Below are 15372 nucleotides of genomic sequence, written 5' to 3'. Positions count from 1 at the left end.
CGCCAAGCCCATGCCTTCTTCCAGCACCGCACCGACAGCCAGAACCTGACCACCGCCGCGCCCTGGACCTCACCCTGGCTGCCGCCGGGTTACGGACAAAACTTCTGGCCAGGCGCTTAGACCGGCGCAGACCGTGTCGGCGTCGTGGCCGACGATTACGGCGCCGTCGGTAAGCCGGGCCCCGACGAATCTCGACAAGACATCCGGAGGTAGCGCCGGGCCGACCCGGGTCTCCCCGTGCTCGTTCATGTCGTACGACCGGTACGGGTCCTCCTTCGCCAAGACCAGCTCGTCACCACGGCAGTGGAGACCGACCGGCATGGCATGGTCGAAGAACAGCCACGCGTGGAGAAGGCTCGCGGTGTCCAGCTCGCGTTGACCCTGGTACCAATGCCGCGCCTCGGTCACGGCGTCAAGCCGCTGGCCGATGCGGGTCTGACGACAAGTCCGCGCCGCCGAAAACATCTCGGTCAGCCATGACGTGACCATCCGGGGATCGCTGAAACCGACGTACGGCACCTCGTGCTGGACACCCAACGCTTGCCACACGGCGTGGGCGGTGGCCTCGTAGACGTCACCCGTGCCGGTGTGATGTCGGTGGTCACCACGGCGGTCACGGTGACCTTTGTCGACATCGAGACTCGGCGCAAAGCCCATCGGGCACCCAGATCGGCTTCTGTCGCAGCAGACTGAAGGTGGTCATGATCCTCATGGTTCCAGCCGAGGTTCGTCGTCACATAGGCCAGCCGGCCAGGCGGAAGCGGGCATCATCGCGGCAGATCCGGATACTCAATCACGTCCGCCGGTCACAGTTCGATGCGGCGCAGCCACCAGTGGAGGTCTTGCCGCAGGAACGGGTTGTTGACTGTGCGCGCATGGTGAAGTTCATCGTAGGGATGGAGCACGGCGCACAATTCGCGGCGCGCCTTGCGGCGAAGTGCCCACGCCGCGTGCTCGAGAAGCGTACGCACGTGGCAGTCGGGGGCACGCCAGTCCTCCGGGCCAGTGTCGTATGGCCGCTCGAGCCTGTCACCACGGCGGACTTGTGACCAACGGCGAAATGCGTGTGCCACCTCGCCCGGGTGCAACCCGTTGACGAGCTCGAACGCAGCGATCTGACGGTTGGCCGACGCCGACAATCCTCGGATCACCGGAGACCGGCCGTAGTGGCGTCGTCGCGGTAACAGCGACCTGAGCTCGCCCGGAGACCGGCGAGGCATAAACACTTCCATGTGCTGCGCGAGGTCCTGATCTGTGATGCACCTGCGCTCTGGCTTCGACCGTCCTTCGGTAGGACTCGCCGGTCAGTCCGAGACTTCGTTTAGTACTAGCTGCAACGCGCCGGCCGCGTCTGTCTCGTCGTAGGCTCGGCCGCCGCTGGTGACCACGATATATCGGCCAGGTGTTTTCGTGGGAGCGACCGCTGGATAGGCTCCCGTATAGGGCCAGGCTGATGTGGCGCTGAAATGCAGCGTCCAGTGGCTCGTGTACGGCCTGAGCTGGCGCAGCCGAGGTTCGCGGAAGGCCACTGCGACAAAGTGCTGTAGCCGCGCCGCTATCGGATCTGCGCGGTGGTTCTCGTACAGGTGCAGCCAGCTGGCCTCGCGGTAGTCGCCGCGCTCCCGTGCAATCGCCAGAGCAACGGATCCGAGGAAAGGCCACTCCGCCGCAATCGCTGGCGGTCGTTTTCCAGTTAGCCACGCCTGTGTCGCGTCGGCGGCGATTCTCAGATCCGGTGCGTATCCGGAGAGCATGACCGTCCGTTCGGCGCGCAGCCCGAGGACGAACCTGCGCTCCCGGGCGCCGAGGATTAGGTACGCGTTTCGTTCGTGGTTTTCGACAGTCGCGGTCCGCGGGTTCGTCGACTCCTGGGGACAAGCCCGAAACAGCGACCCCTGTCGGTCAAACTCGGCCTGCCAGGCATCGTGTGCAGCACCGAGCGCAACGACGTCTGGATACCAGCGCGCCGCCTCGCCCCATAACCCCGCATCAGCCATCGCCCTATCATGCACCGACGCGACGTAACCACCACCTACGGCCAGGCTCATCTCGCCGTGAACGCGGCAGATCCGGATGTCCGGGCATCGGCACTGCGGCATATTGTCGCGGGCCGTGCCCGTTGAAGACGAAGAATTCGCACATCTGGTGCAGGACCACATCAACGACCTGCTCACCTGGTTCGACGCCTACCCGGCAGACCATGTCGATCCCACTGCGGTGACCTCCGTCAGGCAAAGCCTCGACTGGATGATCGAGCAGTCTCCTGTCGAGCGAGACGGCCGGCTCACCTAGTTGCCGGCTGCCGCCGATCTGCTGGTCGATCTCATGTGGTGGCTCGACACGTGTGACGCCGAACAGGTCGATCCTTTCGTGGCGGTGAAGCTTCAGGAGGCCACGGGTGCATGGCTGGACGAGCTGGCCGTCGGCCAACGCCAGCGGCTGGTCGAGGTGCTCGGTAAGCTCGCCGCATCAGAGGAACACAACGGTCGCCGATACGAGATCCGCTTGTTCGGCTTCGCGCTGGGACTCATCGACGAGGAGATCGAGGAAGAAGCGCCAGTCGTCCGCGAATGGATCGATCCGGTGAACCGCATCCGTTGATCGGGCGGCGCACAGCCCCAACCAGGCTGACACGACGTCCCAACGCGACCGCCTCGACTTCGAGCTCGCGCACAACTCTGCGGGCCGGACGACCGTTAGGCTCCATGGCGAGCGGTTCGCGGCAAATCCGGACGCGGGCTTCCGCCCACCAAATTGCGTGTATAGCTACCCTCCCACTGTGCGGAAACGATTGATGTTCGTCCTGGCGCTGACCCCCGTCGACATACGTCAGGTCGATACAGTGCGCGCCGACCGCTCAGCGCCGTACCGTGAGATAGTCGGCCACGCGACGCGCGTCGACTCGTCCATTGCCGTCTGTGGAGCCGATGTCTCTCCGGCTTCGCCGAAGACAGACTTCATGGAAGACCACATGGATGAGCAGTGGGGACCAATCCGTCTGTGCCGGTCGTGCAGCCTCGGCATCTCGTCCGCAGACCCGGCATCGGCTGGCTAAGCCGAGAATCAACGGCCGTACAGGGTCCTCGTTTCTGCTCTGGCGAGCCGCAAACGAGATCCGCTACGAGGCGCCAGCGGTGGCTGGCCGATGAGTGTTCGCATCGCGGCATAGAAACAAGTCGCTCGGACAGCGGCTTGATGTGCGTCGGTCAGTCCTGGCGGATCATGGGTGGCTACGCTGCACGGCCATGGACGTCGTTGAGATCATTAGCCAGCTTGACACCGCGGCTGAACGGTACGCGTTTCCAGACCTGAACAACGGCTACTCCTACGCTGTCGACGCCCGGCTCCACGCCTACCACGACGCGCGGCGGTGGGCGCTGATCGTCGAGACGGTGGGCTACTCGCCCCGGGCCGGCAACCTCACAGATGTCCTCCACATCTTCGGCAACTGCCTGACCATCGGCGGACCAGGTTCGGATAACGCGGACTTCCTCGACCGGATCGACAACTGGGACGAGATCGAGGACATCGACGAGCCAGAGATTTACTGCGGAACGCCAATCCTGGTCCGGGGTCACCGGCTCGAGGTACCGGCCGAACGCGGCGACGAACTGATCGATGTACTTCGCCAACTCGTCCCAGACCACCGGGAACTCCTGCTGGCTGACGAACAGGAACTCCGACGGCGGGTCCCGGCCGACCTGCCCGAAATCATGCGCCTGGACGACTGGCACCACCCCGACGGTGACCTCCCCAGCGAGTCAACAACCTTCCGCCAACTCGCCGATGTACTGGCGACCGGTAGGACGAAGCTGTACGCACCGGAAATGCCACCCAACACGCATTGGTCCCACTGGCCGGAATCCGGAACCCTGTAGCCCATCCAGACACCCACCGACAGCGGCAGATGAGTAAGTTCGGCGGAACGACCAAGAGTCTGGCCAAACATTTGACTATGCCGCGAGGGGCGAGATTCTCACTGCACTCACCCACGCTTCGAGCGTTGATCAGGAGTCTGCGGCAGTCATCGTCTCTTCCGGTAGTAACCGCCTGTCCACTATCCTCAGGTCTGTGGACGCCGCTGCATCACTGCCGATCGCGACACCGTCGCCTGAGCAGGTTCGGCTTTACCTTGCACGCTGGCATGGCAGCGACAATGAAAGGATCGACGTTGCCCTGCGGAAAACGTTTGACGCGCTGCCTAGCAATCGCGACGTCGGCGAGGTCGGGGTCAAGATCGCTGCGCTGAATGGTCTTTACTGGACGAATATTCTTGGGGTGCTTCAGGTCGCGCGGCACATCGTCGCGATCGACATAGACGCCCGACTCGACCAGCCCACTGCGGATCCCGAACTCATTGAGAAGATCGCTACCGTCAAGCATGGCGGGAAACGACGGCGTCATTATTCTTTCGCCACGAAGTATTCCAGTTTCCACCAGCCTGCCGTGTATCCCATCTACGACTCACTCGTGGCCGGGGTCTTGAACGCGTTGCTGAAACAGGGTGAGACGTTCGATATATTCACGCCTCAAGAACATTGGAGAACGGACTACGCCGTGTGGTGCCGGTCGGTTCGCAAGTTCCGCACACATTATGGTTTGGACGACTTCTCCCTCCGCGACATCGACAAATACCTGTGGACGATGGCAAAGGAACGGGAGGCGATGCGACCTGGTCGGACGCGCAATCTTGAAGATCCCACTACAGCCATCTGAGGCACTCGGCGTCTTGACAATTGGCTCGCCATATCTGGTCTGAGCGACCTGACGGACGCAACGGGCACTCTCGTCGGCAGATCCGGACGTGCCATCAGCCTTTTCAGTGGCCGCATCGACGTTGATGGGCCTGGATGACTGCTCCGGGTGCTCCTGTCGCCGCGCTGGGAAACCGGCCCACGACCGAGGAGCGACGCCGCTCCTCGGTCGTGAGGTGTTGGGCTTTGAGCCTAGTTGCGGTACCGGAAGAGGATCCGCCCCCGGTTCAGGTCGTACTCGCTGAGCTCCACGAGAACCCGGTCGAACGGCAGGATCTTGATGTAGTTCTTGCGGATCTTGCCGCTGATGTGAGCCAGGACTACGTGGCCATTGGTCAGTTCTACGCGGAAGTTGGCATTCCGCAGGCATTCCGTCACGGTGCCCTCGACCTGGATGCCGTCGGTTCCCTTGGCCATCAGCGGATCACCAGCTCGAGGTTGCTGCCGTGCCGGCGAGCCCCGGCCCCTTCGAACAGGGCGATTGCCTCGGCGTTGGCCTCGTGGACCTCCGCCGAAACCGTCGGCACTCCCCGCTCCTGGCTCGAGCGCAGCACCTCCGCCAGCATCGCCCGGGCGATGCCGCGGCGGCGACGGCTGGCCCGCACGGCGATCAGGCCGATTCGGGTGTGCCTCGGCAGCAGCGCCAGGCGGGCCAGACCCACGTACCCGTCGGACCCGGCAGCGACCAGGTACCGGCCCGGATCGAGCGGCCGGGACAGAACCGCCGCCGGCATCAGATCCCAGCCCGGGGACGACTCGATCTCGGCGTGGATCGTACGGTCGAGGCGACGCAACGGGCGCAGCTCCGCACGGCCGGCAGGCAGCATCGTCACGCCCCGCGGCGACGGAACGGAAACCGTGCCGGACGCCATGACGTACTCCCACTCGCGGCGCCGGACGGTCAGCCCGGCCTGCTGCCAGCGGGCGGTCAGATCGAGGTCGGCCTCGTCCACGACCGTGTAGAGAGGCCGGGGCAGGGCGGCCAGCATGACCGCGGCGAGCCGCTCGAAGACCGAGTCGTGCCAGGCGTCGACGCTGAGGTAGAGCCGGCCGTCGGGTCGGGGAGACGCGTCGCCCCGGCCGACCACGAGGTCGTCGTCGAGGGCATGCCACTGCCGCTCGCCGACCCGCGTTATGACGAGTGTGTTCATCGGTGTCACCTTTCGGGAGTTCCTCAAGGGACGCTCCCGGGCGGCACCTAGCGCCGACGCCCGACCGTGACGGGGGTGGGGAGCACCCACTTCGCTACAACGTTCACGGTGCTCACCTCCTCGGGCCGTACCACGGTCGGCGAGTACCGTACCCCGCCGGCGCCCGCCGGTCCACCGATTACCGCAGCCGGCTCGATAGACTGCGCCGTCGAACGACAGCGGAGGTGGCGTTTGCCCGGGGGTTGGCACTTCTGGTTCGGGACGATCAGTGGTGTCGTGCTTCTTACGGTGGCCACCTTGCCCTTGGCCGTGCTGGCCGTCCTGATCCTGGCGCGACGCCGCGGAGGCACGCGGAAGTCGCTGGCCGAGGTCGGCATCGTCTACGGCACGGTCCCGTGGGTGTGGATGATCCTGCTGCCCGGCTCACAGGCCGGCACTGTCCCCGGCCGGACCAGCCTCGTGCCGTTCCGCGACCTCGACACGGTCCTGGCCGGCAGCCCGGTGACGATCACGGTTCAGATCGTGGGCAACCTGCTGGTCTTCGCGGCGCTGGGCTTCTTCGCCCCGCTGCACTTCCCGGCCCTGGCATCCGTGGCGCGCGTCGTCGCTCTCGCGGCGGGCTGCTCGACGCTGGTCGAGATCGCCCAGTACGCGCTGCGCCTCGACCGCGTCTCCTCCGTGGACGACGTGCTGCTCAACGCCGCCGGCGCGGGCCTCGCCGCGCTGGCCTCCCGCCGCTGGTGGCGATCCCCGGCCACCGACCCGTCAGACCACCCCGACGTGGCCCCCGCTGTCCGAGGCTGATCGCTCGCCTGGAGGACGGGCCGGCGGAGTGTCCCCGTCAGAGTCGTCGACGGACACCCATTGCTTGCCGTTGTGCCTGCTTACCACGGCGGCTTTCGGCAGGCGGCCGGTGCTGTGCAGAGCCACGAGGTCGTCCAGCAGCGGATCGAGATCGGCCGGCCCGCAGAGGTCGTACAGGGGCAAGTACACGGCGTTGACCCTTGCGCGATCTGTCCCGCTACGAAGAACTCCGCGACGACATCCGGCGGTGAACCGGGTCGGCGATTCGGCGCCGTAACTCCTGGTAAACGGCGTGGAATTCCGCGGGGCGGCGATGGAAGTCGAGGCCGCGCTCCCACATCGCCGTGTTCAGCCGGACGCCGTCGCGCAGCGTCAGGATGACGGTCCGGCCGGCCGGGATGCGCCACGGGCCGAGCCGGTGGACCACCTCCTCGACGGTGACCGCGGCGATCTCGCCGAATGGCACGGTGCGGCTGCGGATCACCCCGCGTAGCCGTAGCGCGGCCGGGCTGACGTACAGGCCCATGAGCCTGACCTGCCATGACCCGACGACCCAGAGAACGGCGAAGAAGCCGGCGAGCGCCCAGGCAGCCGTGGAGCCGAGGTCGAACAGGCGGACCGTGGTCCAGTGCAGGTAGGCGAGGCCGCCTGCCTCCCACACGATGACCGCCCAGCGCCCGGCGGCCGGGGCGTAGGCGCGGTCCCATTCGGGGCTCATGATTCTCCGTTCGGTCAGGGGACGGCTGTGGGTCAGCCGAGGACGCCCAGGTTCGTCGGGCCGGCCAGCAGCGCGGCCGCCAGCAGTACGAATCCCCAGAGAACGCGCCGCCGGACGAAGGCCACGAGCGCGGCGGCCCCGAACGCGATGCTGACTCCCCAGAGCACGGCGTCCGCCTCGACGACCGCCGGGATGCCGACGGCCGCGCAGAGCGTCGCGAACATGAGAAGCGCCGGACGCATCGGGTGACGTGTCGTCGCCGCCGGCACCGGAATCGCGGGAGGTTGCCGGTCGGGCGGCATCGCCCGCACGTTCGCCGGCCCGCGGGCCAGGATCAGGTCGTGGGCGCGGTCGCCGAGCAGGATGGGCGTCTGCGGGGCGCCCAGCCCGGCCATGCGGTCGAGGGCGTACGCATGAAGGTCCGTCACCGAGATCCAGCCGTCGCCGTCGAGGTCGGCCGCCCCGGTGCGCAGACCGTCGGCCAGCACGCTGGTGAACATCGAGTGGCTGCGCTCCTCGAGGGCCTCGCCGGTGGCGGCCAGGACGAAGCGTCCGGGCGCCGGGAACTGAGCCGGTAGCCCGTCCGGGAAAAGACGGTCGACGAGCAGGACGACGCGGCGGCTGACACTGCTCTCGGCGAGTTCGGCGATGCTGCCGGTCAGCTCGCGCGCGGCCGGCTCGCCGTCGAGGAAGCCGAGCCCGGCGAAGTGCAGCAACAGCACGTCGTCGGGGCCGGCCGAACCGAAGAACTCCCCGACCGTACGCTGCATCTCGGTGCCGGTCGGGTTGACGAGTTTGCGCACCTCGAAATCGCCGACGGCCGGATCGCCGAGTGCCCGGCCGAGGGCGCCGATGTCGGCTCGCGGGGCGAAGATCCGGCTGTCCACCGCGATGAGCAGGGCGCGTGAGCTCATGCCGGCGGCCTGGCCGTCGGAAAGGTCATGCAATCGACGGTAGTAAGGGGTGGTTGTCGGCTGCCGTAGTACTTTCAGCTCAAACGGACGGCCGAAGGGCATATGGACGGCTCGCGAGTGAGGGGTTCACCCGCGAGCCGGTCACCCTATCGAGTGAGGCGGAAACTCTGGGCCGCCGTGCCGTTGCAGGTGTATTGAACGAGCTGCACACCGTCGGACTGCGAAGCGGCCGGCACGTCCAGGCACTTGCCACTGTTGCGGTTCACGAAGTGGTAATAGCCGCCGCCCTCGCTCACCGCCTGCCACTGCTGGTTGTTCCCACCGCCGTACGCCCAGGTCTGGATCGGCGCATTGTCGGCTGTGGACACGTTGGTGACGTCGAGCACCTGGCTGCTGTTGCCCCGCTGATTGATGCGCGAGAATCCGCCGCTGGTCGCCGCGAACTGGAACTGCTGCGCGTTGCTGGTGTTGCAGGCGTACTGCTGGATCGCCGTGCCGTTGACCGTGCCGGCCGCCCGTGCGTCGAGGCATTTCCCGCTGTTCTTGTTCACGACCGGGTACCACGCCGCGGGATCGATCGGCTGATCCACCGGTGGCTGGCCGCCCCCGTTCTGACCGGCCAGCCACAGGATGCTGTTGATGAGCCACTGGTTCTGCTGCGCACTGGCGAACGTGGACGACGTACGCGTATTGGTCTGGTAGTTCATCGCGTTGTGCCCGAAGTTCGTGTAGATCATCTTGTAGTTCCGGTTGGACCAGATCAGCGGGTAGTAGCCGCTGCGCCATTGCTGGTTCGGGTCGGTGCCGACCGGGAAGGTCGACGCGTCGAGCGACGCCAGAATGTCGATGTCCGGGTTCTGCCGCAGGTCACGGCTCCACGAATACCATTCGCTGACCGACGACTGAATGGTCGCGGGCAGACCTGCCGTGGTCGGATGGGTGCCGAGCCGCAACGTCTCGGCGGTCGGGCCCCACGTGTTCGTGGCGAAGTTCCCCGACCCCAGGAACGTGTTGTAGTACCAGCTCCAGCCGTTCGCGTTGTCGGTCCAGGCGCTGACGTGGAAGCCGAGCCAGGCGCCGCCGTTCTGCATGTACTGCTGGAACGCCGCCCGTCGATCGGCCGGCGGGCCGTCGTCGAGGAACATGATGACTTTGTAGGCGGCCAGACCCGACGCGCTGAGCCGGCTCCAGTCGGTGGTGGCCTCCCAGGTGAAGCCGTTCTGAGCGGCCGCCTGCGGGAACCATTCCCGGGCCTCTTTGTCGAAGTCGATGTGCGCGGCATCCCACGTTCCGTTGTAGAACGCGAGCACCTTGAACGGTTCAGCCGCGGCCGCCGGTTGGGCCGGAACGGCGATGGCCGCCACGAACAACACAGCCGCCGCGAGGGCACGCTTGAGTAGACGCATGGCAATACCTCAGGGGATGAGTGCGGGGATGGGGGCGGCCGCGTCTTCATCCTGAGGCATCGAAGTGCCTTGATACAAGCAATAGTTAATTTAATTTCCAGATCAACCGTGAGGGATAGGCGTGAGCCGGCCGACGGAGGGCGAACGCGTCGATCCGCGAACGTGCGGGTGACGTCATCGGCCCGAGGGCCTGAAGTGCTCCTGGAAGACGCTCTGGCCGTCCTCCGCGTCCAGCAGTGGCCGCCCGAGCGGCCGATCCATTCGGTGACGGTCCTCGACGGAAAGCTCCTGGCGGTCGGCCGCAGCCGGGTCACCTCGATCTCCCTGCCGGTGGGCTGCACATGACCGCTCAGCTCAGCAGCCGGGCCAGTTCGGCGTTTCGGGTGGCGAAGGCGGACCATTCCGGGGGAGTGAGCTCCAGGTAGCGCCGGGCCGTGGCCTGCGAGCTCGCGCGCTGGTCCCAGCGGTCCAGCCGGCCGGCCCGCATCTGGAACCGGACCAGCAGACCGTCCGACCAGCCGTAGACATCATGGTCGGGCGGCGGAGCCAGGGTCGTGACCCGCTGGTCGGCCGCGATCCAGTCGACGGCCTCGATCTCCTCCTGGATGCGGGCCGCGAGCTCGAACCCGAGGTTGCCGGCCGCCTTGTCCCGCAGCAGAGCCAGCCCATCCCGTACGGTTCTCAAGCCCTCGGCCCCGCGGTGCAGAACATCCGTGATCGTCGCCAGGAACGTCACGCGATCGGCCGGGGTGACCCCGCGAATGCGGGCCAGGTCGCGCAGGCCGCCGTCGAGTCGCTCGCTGGTGTAGCGCAGGGGAGCGATCCGGTCGAGCCCCGAAATGGCCAGCCGCACCTGATTGCCCCCGAGGTAGGGGCCGAAGATGAGGCCCGGATGGTCGGCGCCGGGACGCCAGTGGACCAGTTCGACCCTCGCGGCGACCGGGTCGACGCGGATGCAGACGGGGACCTCCAAGCCGCCGCGGATGCGGTTCCAGCGGGGCTTCGAGCGTTCCAGCAGGTTGCGTTCGAGCCAGGCGGCCTCGTGCACCGAGTCGCAGACGACCGCCTCGACCCGCGCCACCTGCGGGATCATGCGGCGCAGGTGGCGGCGGTCGCGCAGGTCGCCCCAGTAGGACGCGACCCGGCTGCGCAGGTTGGTGGCCCGGCCGACGTAGAGCGCCCGCCCGTCCCCGTCGCGGAACCGGTAGACGCCCGGCGCCGCGGGAAGTCCGGTCGGGGGCATACCGGAAAATCTACCCGTTGGGCGGCGCCGTGCTCGCCCGCGGGATCAGGGTCGTCGGGACCAGCACGGTGCCCGGTTCCAGGGTGTGCCGGCGCATCTGGTCGAGCAGGCCCTGTACGCAGCGGCGCCCGACCTCGGTCCAGTCCTGCCGGACCGTCGTCAGCGGCGGCATGAACGAGCCCGCGTCGGGGATGTCGTCGAAGCCGACCACGCTGACGTCCTCGGGGACGCGGCGGCCGCGTTCGTGCAGGGCGCGCAGCACGCCGAGGGCCATCTGGTCGTTGGCCACGAAGATCGCCGTGCAGTCGGGGCGCTCGGCGAGGCGAAGACCGGCGCGGTAGCCGGACTCGGCCGACCAATCGCCGTGCTCGCATTCGGGAGCACGGCGGCCGGCCTCGGAGAGCACGGTGCGCCAGGCTTCGGCGCGGCGAGCGCTGGAGAACGAGTCGTCGGGGCCGGTGACGTGGAAGACCGTCTCGTGGCCGAGCTCGAGCAGATGCCGTACGGCCTGGCGGGCGCCCTCGGCCTGGTCGGCGTCGACTACGGGGTAGCGGTCGCCCGCGTCGGAGTCGACGACGACCACCGGCACGCCCGGGGGCAGTGTGAGATTCACCGCGTCGAGCAGGTGCACCTCCATGATCACGATGATGCCGTCGACGGCGAGTTCGCCGAGTCGTGTGAAGGCGCCGAGCACCCCGTCCTGGGTCGGCACCGCGACCGGGATCAGGGTGATCGCGTAGCCCTCCTGGGCGGCGTGGGCGGCGATGGCCTCGACCGTCCGGCTGTTCCCGGTGGTCGACAGCGTGAACAAAATGACGCCGATTGTCCGGAATTCACCACGTTTCAGGGCCCGTGCGGCGCTGTTGGGCCGATAGCCCAGTTGTTGCATCGCGTTGAGAACCTCGCGCCGTGTTGTGTCGAGCACACCTGGGTGCCCGGTCGACACGCGGCTGACGGTCTGGGACGACACTCCTGCTAGACGCGCGACATCGGCCATGGAGGCCCCGCGACGCCGGTTGCTTGACGATCCCTGCACACGGTGAAACTATCACCGCCATGTTTACGCAAACATCACAGCGATGAACTAGACGAAACATTGTCGAACACTCAGGTTCACGTGGCATGTTTGCGTAAACACATCGCGGTGTTCTGCAAGACAGGATGAGGGCAGATGGCAGTACCACAGCTCGCGGCACCCCCCGCCGCGTCGCGGATGGGCGTGCGACGCAGGCGCCCCTCCTTCAAGGGCTGGCAGTTCGTCGGTCCGTTCATGTTCGTGTTCGCGCTGGTCTTCCTCGCGCCGATCGGGTACGCGATCTATCTGAGCCTCTTCCGTAACCGGCTCATCGGCGGGAACCAGTTCGTCGGGCTGGACAACTACCAGCAGGCGCTGACGGACCCGCAGTTCTGGTCGTCGGTCGGCCGGGTCGGGCTCTTCCTGCTCGTGCAGGTGCCGATCATGCTGTTCCTGGCCCTGCTGGTCGCGCTCGCGCTCGACAGCGGCCGCCTCTACGGCAAGAGCTTCTTCCGGGTCTCGATCTTCCTGCCGTACGCCGTGCCGACCGTGGTCGCCGCGCTGATGTGGGGCTTCATCTACGGCTCGCAGTTCGGCCTGGTCGGCAACATCAACGACGCCCTCGGGGTCTCGTTGCCCGACCCGCTGAAGCCGAGCCTGATCCTCGCGTCGATCGGCAACATCACGACCTGGGAATTCGTCGGCTACAACATGCTGATCTTCTACTCGGCCCTGCAGGTCGTGCCGAAGTCGCTGTACGAGTCGGCCGCGATCGACGGCGCCGGCCAGTGGCGGATCATCCGGTCGATCAAGATCCCGGCGATCCGCGGCGCGCTGGTCATCGCGACGATCTTCTCGATCATCGGCAGCTTCCAGCTCTTCAATGAGCCCGCCATCCTGCGGAACCTGGCGCCGAACGCGATCACCTCGTACTTCACGCCGAACTTCTACGCCTACTCCCTGACCTTCGCGGGCCAGCAGTTCAACTACTCCGCGGCCGTCGCGGTCGTGATGGCCGTCATCACCATCATCGTCGCGTACGTGGTGCAGCTTCGCGGAACCAAGGAGCTCGGATGACCACCACGGCCCAGACCCCGGCCCGCACCACCAAGAAGCCCGTGACTCTCTCCGCGAAGAAGCCGCGTCGCAAGGGCAGCATCATGCTGACGCTGCTCGTCGGGCTCATGTCGCTCTACGCGCTGGTCCCGCTGGGCTGGCTGCTGATCAACTCGACGAAGACGCAGGACGGCCTGTTCTCGTCGTTCGGCCTCTGGTTCGACGACGGCAAGTTCGCGCTGTTCAGCAACATCGCGGACACCTTCACGTACGACGGTGGGATCTTCAGCCGCTGGCTGCTGAACACGCTCATCTACGTGGTCGTCGGCGCCGGCGGGGCGACGTTCCTGGCGGTTCTCGGCGGCTACGGGCTGGCGAAATTCAACTTCGTCGGCAAGAAGGCGGTGTTCGCGATCGTCCTCGGCGCGGTGGCCGTCCCGCCGACCGCGCTGGCCGTACCGACGTTCCTGATGTTCAGCAAGTTCGGGCTGACCAACACCCCGTGGGCCGTGATCATCCCGTCGCTGATCTCGCCGTTCGGCCTGTACCTGATGTGGACCTTCGCGGCCCAGGCCATCCCGGGCGAGATGCTCGAGGCGGCTCGGGTCGACGGCGCGGGCGAGATGCGCACGTTCTTCAAGCTCGCCGTCCCGCTGCTCGGCCCCGGCATCGTCACGACCGCGCTGTTCACGATGGTCGCGACCATGAACAACTACTTCCTGCCGCTGATCATGCTGAAGGACCCGGATTGGTATCCGCTGACCGTGGGCCTCAACGCGTGGAACGCCCAGGCGGCCACGGCGGGTGGCGAGGCGGTCTTCAACCTCGTCATCACCGGATCGCTCGTCACCGTCGTCCTCCTGCTCGCGGCGTTCCTCACGCTGCAGCGCTACTGGCAGTCCGGCCTGACCGCCGGAAGTGTCAAGGAATAACACCCCCGAAAGGACCCGCTTCAATGTCCCGATTCACCAAGATGGCGGCCGTAGCGTCGGCCGCCGTCCTCGGCCTCGGCCTCGCCGCCTGCGGTGGCGGCACCGACGACGCCGGCTCAGGTTCCGGTTCCGGCTCCTCCACCGTCACCGACGCGCAGGTGCAGGCGGCGCTCGAGAAGGGCGGCACCCTGACGGTGTGGGCGTGGGAGCCCACCCTCAAGGACGTCGTCGCGAAGTTCCAGGAGAAGTACCCGAAGGTCAAGGTCGACCTGGTCAACGCCGGCACCAGCGACAAGCAGTACACGGCCCTGCAGAACGCGATCGCCGCGGGCAAGGGTGTGCCGGACGTCGGCCAGATCGAGTACTACGCGCTGCCGCAGTTCGCGATCGGCAAGGCGCTGACCGACCTCAAGGGCTACGGCGCCGAGAGCCTGAAGGCCGACTTCACCCCCGGCCCGTGGAACTCGGTCAACTCCAACGGTGGCATCTACGGCCTGCCGATGGACTCCGGCCCCATGGCGCTGTTCTACAACAAGGACGTTTTCGACAAGCACGGCATCAAGGTCCCGACCACCTGGACCGAGTACCTGGACGCGGCCCGCAAGCTGCACAAGGCCGACCCGAAGGCGTACATCGCCAACGACACCGGCGACGCGGGCTTCGCGACCAGCCTCATGTGGCAGGCCGGCGGCAAGCCCTACCAGGTCGACGGCACCAACGTGAAGATCGACTTCACCGACCCGGGCGTCCAGGAGTACACCAAGGTCTGGCAGCAGCTGATCAGCGAGAAGCTGCTCGCCCCGATCAGCTCGTGGAGCGACCAGTGGTTCCAGGGCATCGGCAACGGCTCCATCGCCACCCTGGCGACCGGCGCCTGGATGCCGGCGAACTTCGTCACCAGCGCCCCCGGCGGCTCGGGCAAGTGGCGCGCCGCTGAGCTCCCGCAGTGGACCGCGGGCGGCAACGCCAGCGCCGAGAACGGCGGCTCCTCGCTGACCATCCTCGACAAGGGCGCCAACAAGGAGCTCGCGTACGGCTTCCTGAAGTACGCGAACGACGGCGACGGCGTGCAGATCCGCGTGGACAACGGCGCGTTCCCGGCCACCAGCAAGACCCTGGCCGACCAGAAGTGGCTGAACACCGAGTTCAAGTACTTCGGCGGTCAGAAGGCCAACGAGATCTTCGCGAAGTCGGCCCAGAACGTCGTCACCGGCTGGTCGTACCTGCCCTTCCAGGTCTACGCGAACAGCGTCTTCAACGACACCGTCGGCAAGGCGTACGTCTCCAGCACCCCGCTCGCCGACGGCCTCAAGGCCTGGCAGGACCAGTCCGTGAAGTACGGCAACGAGCAGGGCTTCACCGTCAAGTAAGGCTCCACC

20 protein-coding genes and 1 pseudogene are annotated in these 15372 nt (G+C 66.8%); 10 read left to right on the top strand and 11 right to left on the bottom strand.

Going from position 1 to position 15372, the window contains the following annotated elements; all coding sequences use genetic code 11:
* A pseudogene (locus EER30_RS49840) lies at window positions 1–120 on the top strand (IS630 family transposase); the annotation flags it as partial.
* Here the strand turns inward: EER30_RS49840 and EER30_RS42105 are convergent.
* The 3 genes from EER30_RS42105 to EER30_RS42100 all read right to left on the bottom strand — a co-directional run bounded on the left by EER30_RS42105 (window position 70) and on the right by EER30_RS42100 (window position 1997).
* A complete protein-coding gene (locus EER30_RS42105) occupies window positions 70–657 on the bottom strand; it encodes a hypothetical protein (protein ID WP_127507694.1) in 588 nt (195 codons plus the stop codon). The pseudogene EER30_RS49840 and the gene EER30_RS42105 sit on opposite strands and share 51 nt — an antisense overlap.
* Before the next feature lie 149 nt (window positions 658–806).
* Window positions 807–971 (bottom strand): hypothetical protein, encoded by a 165-nt coding sequence (locus EER30_RS47675; RefSeq protein WP_164842690.1) that lies wholly within the window; start codon window positions 969–971, stop codon window positions 807–809.
* Window positions 972–1304: 333 nt separating this feature from the next.
* The gene (locus EER30_RS42100; RefSeq protein WP_127507692.1) at window positions 1305–1997 is read right to left on the bottom strand and encodes a DUF6193 family natural product biosynthesis protein; all 693 of its coding nucleotides are present in this window, start codon (window positions 1995–1997) and stop codon (window positions 1305–1307) included.
* 115 nt (window positions 1998–2112) lie between these two features.
* On the opposite strand from EER30_RS42100, the gene EER30_RS42095 reads away from it, so the two are divergent.
* The 4 genes from EER30_RS42095 to EER30_RS42080 all read left to right on the top strand — a co-directional run bounded on the left by EER30_RS42095 (window position 2113) and on the right by EER30_RS42080 (window position 4716).
* Entirely contained in the window at window positions 2113–2292 is a 180-nt protein-coding gene (locus EER30_RS42095) for a hypothetical protein (RefSeq protein WP_127507689.1), read from the top strand.
* Entirely contained in the window at window positions 2293–2601 is a 309-nt protein-coding gene (locus tag EER30_RS42090; RefSeq protein WP_127507687.1) for a hypothetical protein, read from the top strand.
* A 644-nt stretch (window positions 2602–3245) separates the two neighbouring features.
* Window positions 3246–3878, top strand: coding sequence for a DUF7003 family protein (locus tag EER30_RS42085; protein ID WP_127507685.1), 633 nt, complete (start codon window positions 3246–3248; stop codon window positions 3876–3878).
* Window positions 3879–4071: 193 nt separating this feature from the next.
* Window positions 4072–4716 carry a hypothetical protein gene (locus tag EER30_RS42080; RefSeq protein ID WP_127507683.1) on the top strand — a complete coding sequence of 215 codons (645 nt, stop codon included), beginning with the start codon at window positions 4072–4074 and terminating at the stop codon, window positions 4714–4716.
* Window positions 4717–4946: 230 nt separating this feature from the next.
* Here the strand turns inward: EER30_RS42080 and infA are convergent, their stop codons facing one another.
* Window positions 4947–5171 carry a translation initiation factor IF-1 gene (gene infA, locus EER30_RS42075; RefSeq protein ID WP_127507681.1) on the bottom strand — a complete coding sequence of 75 codons (225 nt, stop codon included), beginning with the start codon at window positions 5169–5171 and terminating at the stop codon, window positions 4947–4949.
* Window positions 5171–5905 (bottom strand): GNAT family N-acetyltransferase, encoded by a 735-nt coding sequence (locus EER30_RS42070; protein ID WP_127507680.1) that lies wholly within the window; start codon window positions 5903–5905, stop codon window positions 5171–5173. The genes infA and EER30_RS42070 overlap by 1 nt, the downstream gene beginning before the upstream one ends.
* A 288-nt stretch (window positions 5906–6193) precedes the next feature.
* Between EER30_RS42070 and EER30_RS42065 the strand changes: the two genes are divergently transcribed.
* A complete protein-coding gene (locus EER30_RS42065; protein ID WP_240670662.1) occupies window positions 6194–6709 on the top strand; it encodes a VanZ family protein in 516 nt (171 codons plus the stop codon).
* Here the strand turns inward: EER30_RS42065 and EER30_RS42060 are convergent.
* From EER30_RS42060 to EER30_RS42045, 4 genes are all read right to left on the bottom strand, one after another.
* The gene (locus tag EER30_RS42060; RefSeq protein WP_127507676.1) at window positions 6671–6898 is read right to left on the bottom strand and encodes a hypothetical protein; all 228 of its coding nucleotides are present in this window, start codon (window positions 6896–6898) and stop codon (window positions 6671–6673) included. The genes EER30_RS42065 and EER30_RS42060 overlap by 39 nt on opposite strands.
* Window positions 6899–6926: 28 nt before the next feature.
* Window positions 6927–7427, bottom strand: coding sequence for a PH domain-containing protein (locus tag EER30_RS42055; RefSeq protein WP_127507674.1), 501 nt, complete (start codon window positions 7425–7427; stop codon window positions 6927–6929).
* Between the two features lie 32 nt (window positions 7428–7459).
* Window positions 7460–8374, bottom strand: a complete 915-nt coding sequence (locus tag EER30_RS42050) for a caspase family protein (RefSeq protein WP_127507672.1) — start codon at window positions 8372–8374, stop codon at window positions 7460–7462.
* Between the two features lie 113 nt (window positions 8375–8487).
* Window positions 8488–9747, bottom strand: coding sequence for an RICIN domain-containing protein (locus EER30_RS42045; RefSeq protein ID WP_127507670.1), 1260 nt, complete (start codon window positions 9745–9747; stop codon window positions 8488–8490).
* 195 nt (window positions 9748–9942) lie between these two features.
* On the opposite strand from EER30_RS42045, the gene EER30_RS47670 reads away from it, so the two are divergent.
* Window positions 9943–10092 (top strand): hypothetical protein, encoded by a 150-nt coding sequence (locus EER30_RS47670; RefSeq protein ID WP_164842689.1) that lies wholly within the window; start codon window positions 9943–9945, stop codon window positions 10090–10092.
* Between the two features lie 4 nt (window positions 10093–10096).
* On the opposite strand, the gene EER30_RS42040 is transcribed toward EER30_RS47670, so the two are convergent.
* Both EER30_RS42040 and EER30_RS42035 read right to left on the bottom strand, forming a co-directional pair.
* The gene (locus tag EER30_RS42040; RefSeq protein WP_127507668.1) at window positions 10097–10990 is read right to left on the bottom strand and encodes a GIY-YIG nuclease family protein; all 894 of its coding nucleotides are present in this window, start codon (window positions 10988–10990) and stop codon (window positions 10097–10099) included.
* Between the two features lie 10 nt (window positions 10991–11000).
* The gene (locus tag EER30_RS42035) at window positions 11001–11987 is read right to left on the bottom strand and encodes a LacI family DNA-binding transcriptional regulator (RefSeq protein ID WP_127507666.1); all 987 of its coding nucleotides are present in this window, start codon (window positions 11985–11987) and stop codon (window positions 11001–11003) included.
* Window positions 11988–12161: 174 nt separating this feature from the next.
* Here EER30_RS42035 and EER30_RS42030 point away from each other — a divergent pair, with 174 nt between their 5' ends.
* From EER30_RS42030 to EER30_RS42020, 3 genes are read left to right on the top strand one after another with little or no spacing between them, the layout of a single operon-like run.
* The gene (locus EER30_RS42030) at window positions 12162–13082 is read left to right on the top strand and encodes an ABC transporter permease subunit (protein WP_127507665.1); all 921 of its coding nucleotides are present in this window, start codon (window positions 12162–12164) and stop codon (window positions 13080–13082) included.
* Entirely contained in the window at window positions 13079–13993 is a 915-nt protein-coding gene (locus tag EER30_RS42025) for a carbohydrate ABC transporter permease (protein ID WP_127507663.1), read from the top strand. Before EER30_RS42030 ends, EER30_RS42025 begins: the two co-directional genes overlap by 4 nt.
* Before the next feature lie 23 nt (window positions 13994–14016).
* Window positions 14017–15363 (top strand): ABC transporter substrate-binding protein, encoded by a 1347-nt coding sequence (locus EER30_RS42020; protein ID WP_205650651.1) that lies wholly within the window; start codon window positions 14017–14019, stop codon window positions 15361–15363.
* Window positions 15364–15372: the final 9 nt, after the last annotated feature.

Origin of the sequence: Actinoplanes solisilvae, assembly GCF_003999975.1 — a bacterium.
Taxonomy (GTDB): Bacteria; Actinomycetota; Actinomycetes; order Mycobacteriales; family Micromonosporaceae; genus Actinoplanes; species Actinoplanes solisilvae.
This window is presented reverse-complemented; position numbering and strand designations above follow the sequence as displayed.

Coding starts and splice junctions, on each gene's coding strand:
- EER30_RS42105 (WP_127507694.1), bottom strand. CDS start 657: ATGGGCTTTGCGCCGAGTCTCGATGTCGACAAAGGTCACCGTGACCGC.
- EER30_RS42100 (WP_127507692.1), bottom strand. CDS start 1,997: ATGGCTGATGCGGGGTTATGGGGCGAGGCGGCGCGCTGGTATCCAGAC.
- EER30_RS42085 (WP_127507685.1), top strand. CDS start 3,246: ATGGACGTCGTTGAGATCATTAGCCAGCTTGACACCGCGGCTGAACGG.
- infA (WP_127507681.1), bottom strand. CDS start 5,171: ATGGCCAAGGGAACCGACGGCATCCAGGTCGAGGGCACCGTGACGGAA.
- EER30_RS42070 (WP_127507680.1), bottom strand. CDS start 5,905: ATGAACACACTCGTCATAACGCGGGTCGGCGAGCGGCAGTGGCATGCC.
- EER30_RS42055 (WP_127507674.1), bottom strand. CDS start 7,427: ATGAGCCCCGAATGGGACCGCGCCTACGCCCCGGCCGCCGGGCGCTGG.
- EER30_RS42045 (WP_127507670.1), bottom strand. CDS start 9,747: ATGCGTCTACTCAAGCGTGCCCTCGCGGCGGCTGTGTTGTTCGTGGCG.
- EER30_RS42040 (WP_127507668.1), bottom strand. CDS start 10,990: ATGCCCCCGACCGGACTTCCCGCGGCGCCGGGCGTCTACCGGTTCCGC.
- EER30_RS42035 (WP_127507666.1), bottom strand. CDS start 11,987: ATGGCCGATGTCGCGCGTCTAGCAGGAGTGTCGTCCCAGACCGTCAGC.
- EER30_RS42030 (WP_127507665.1), top strand. CDS start 12,162: ATGGCAGTACCACAGCTCGCGGCACCCCCCGCCGCGTCGCGGATGGGC.
- EER30_RS42025 (WP_127507663.1), top strand. CDS start 13,079: ATGACCACCACGGCCCAGACCCCGGCCCGCACCACCAAGAAGCCCGTG.
- EER30_RS42020 (WP_205650651.1), top strand. CDS start 14,017: ATGTCCCGATTCACCAAGATGGCGGCCGTAGCGTCGGCCGCCGTCCTC.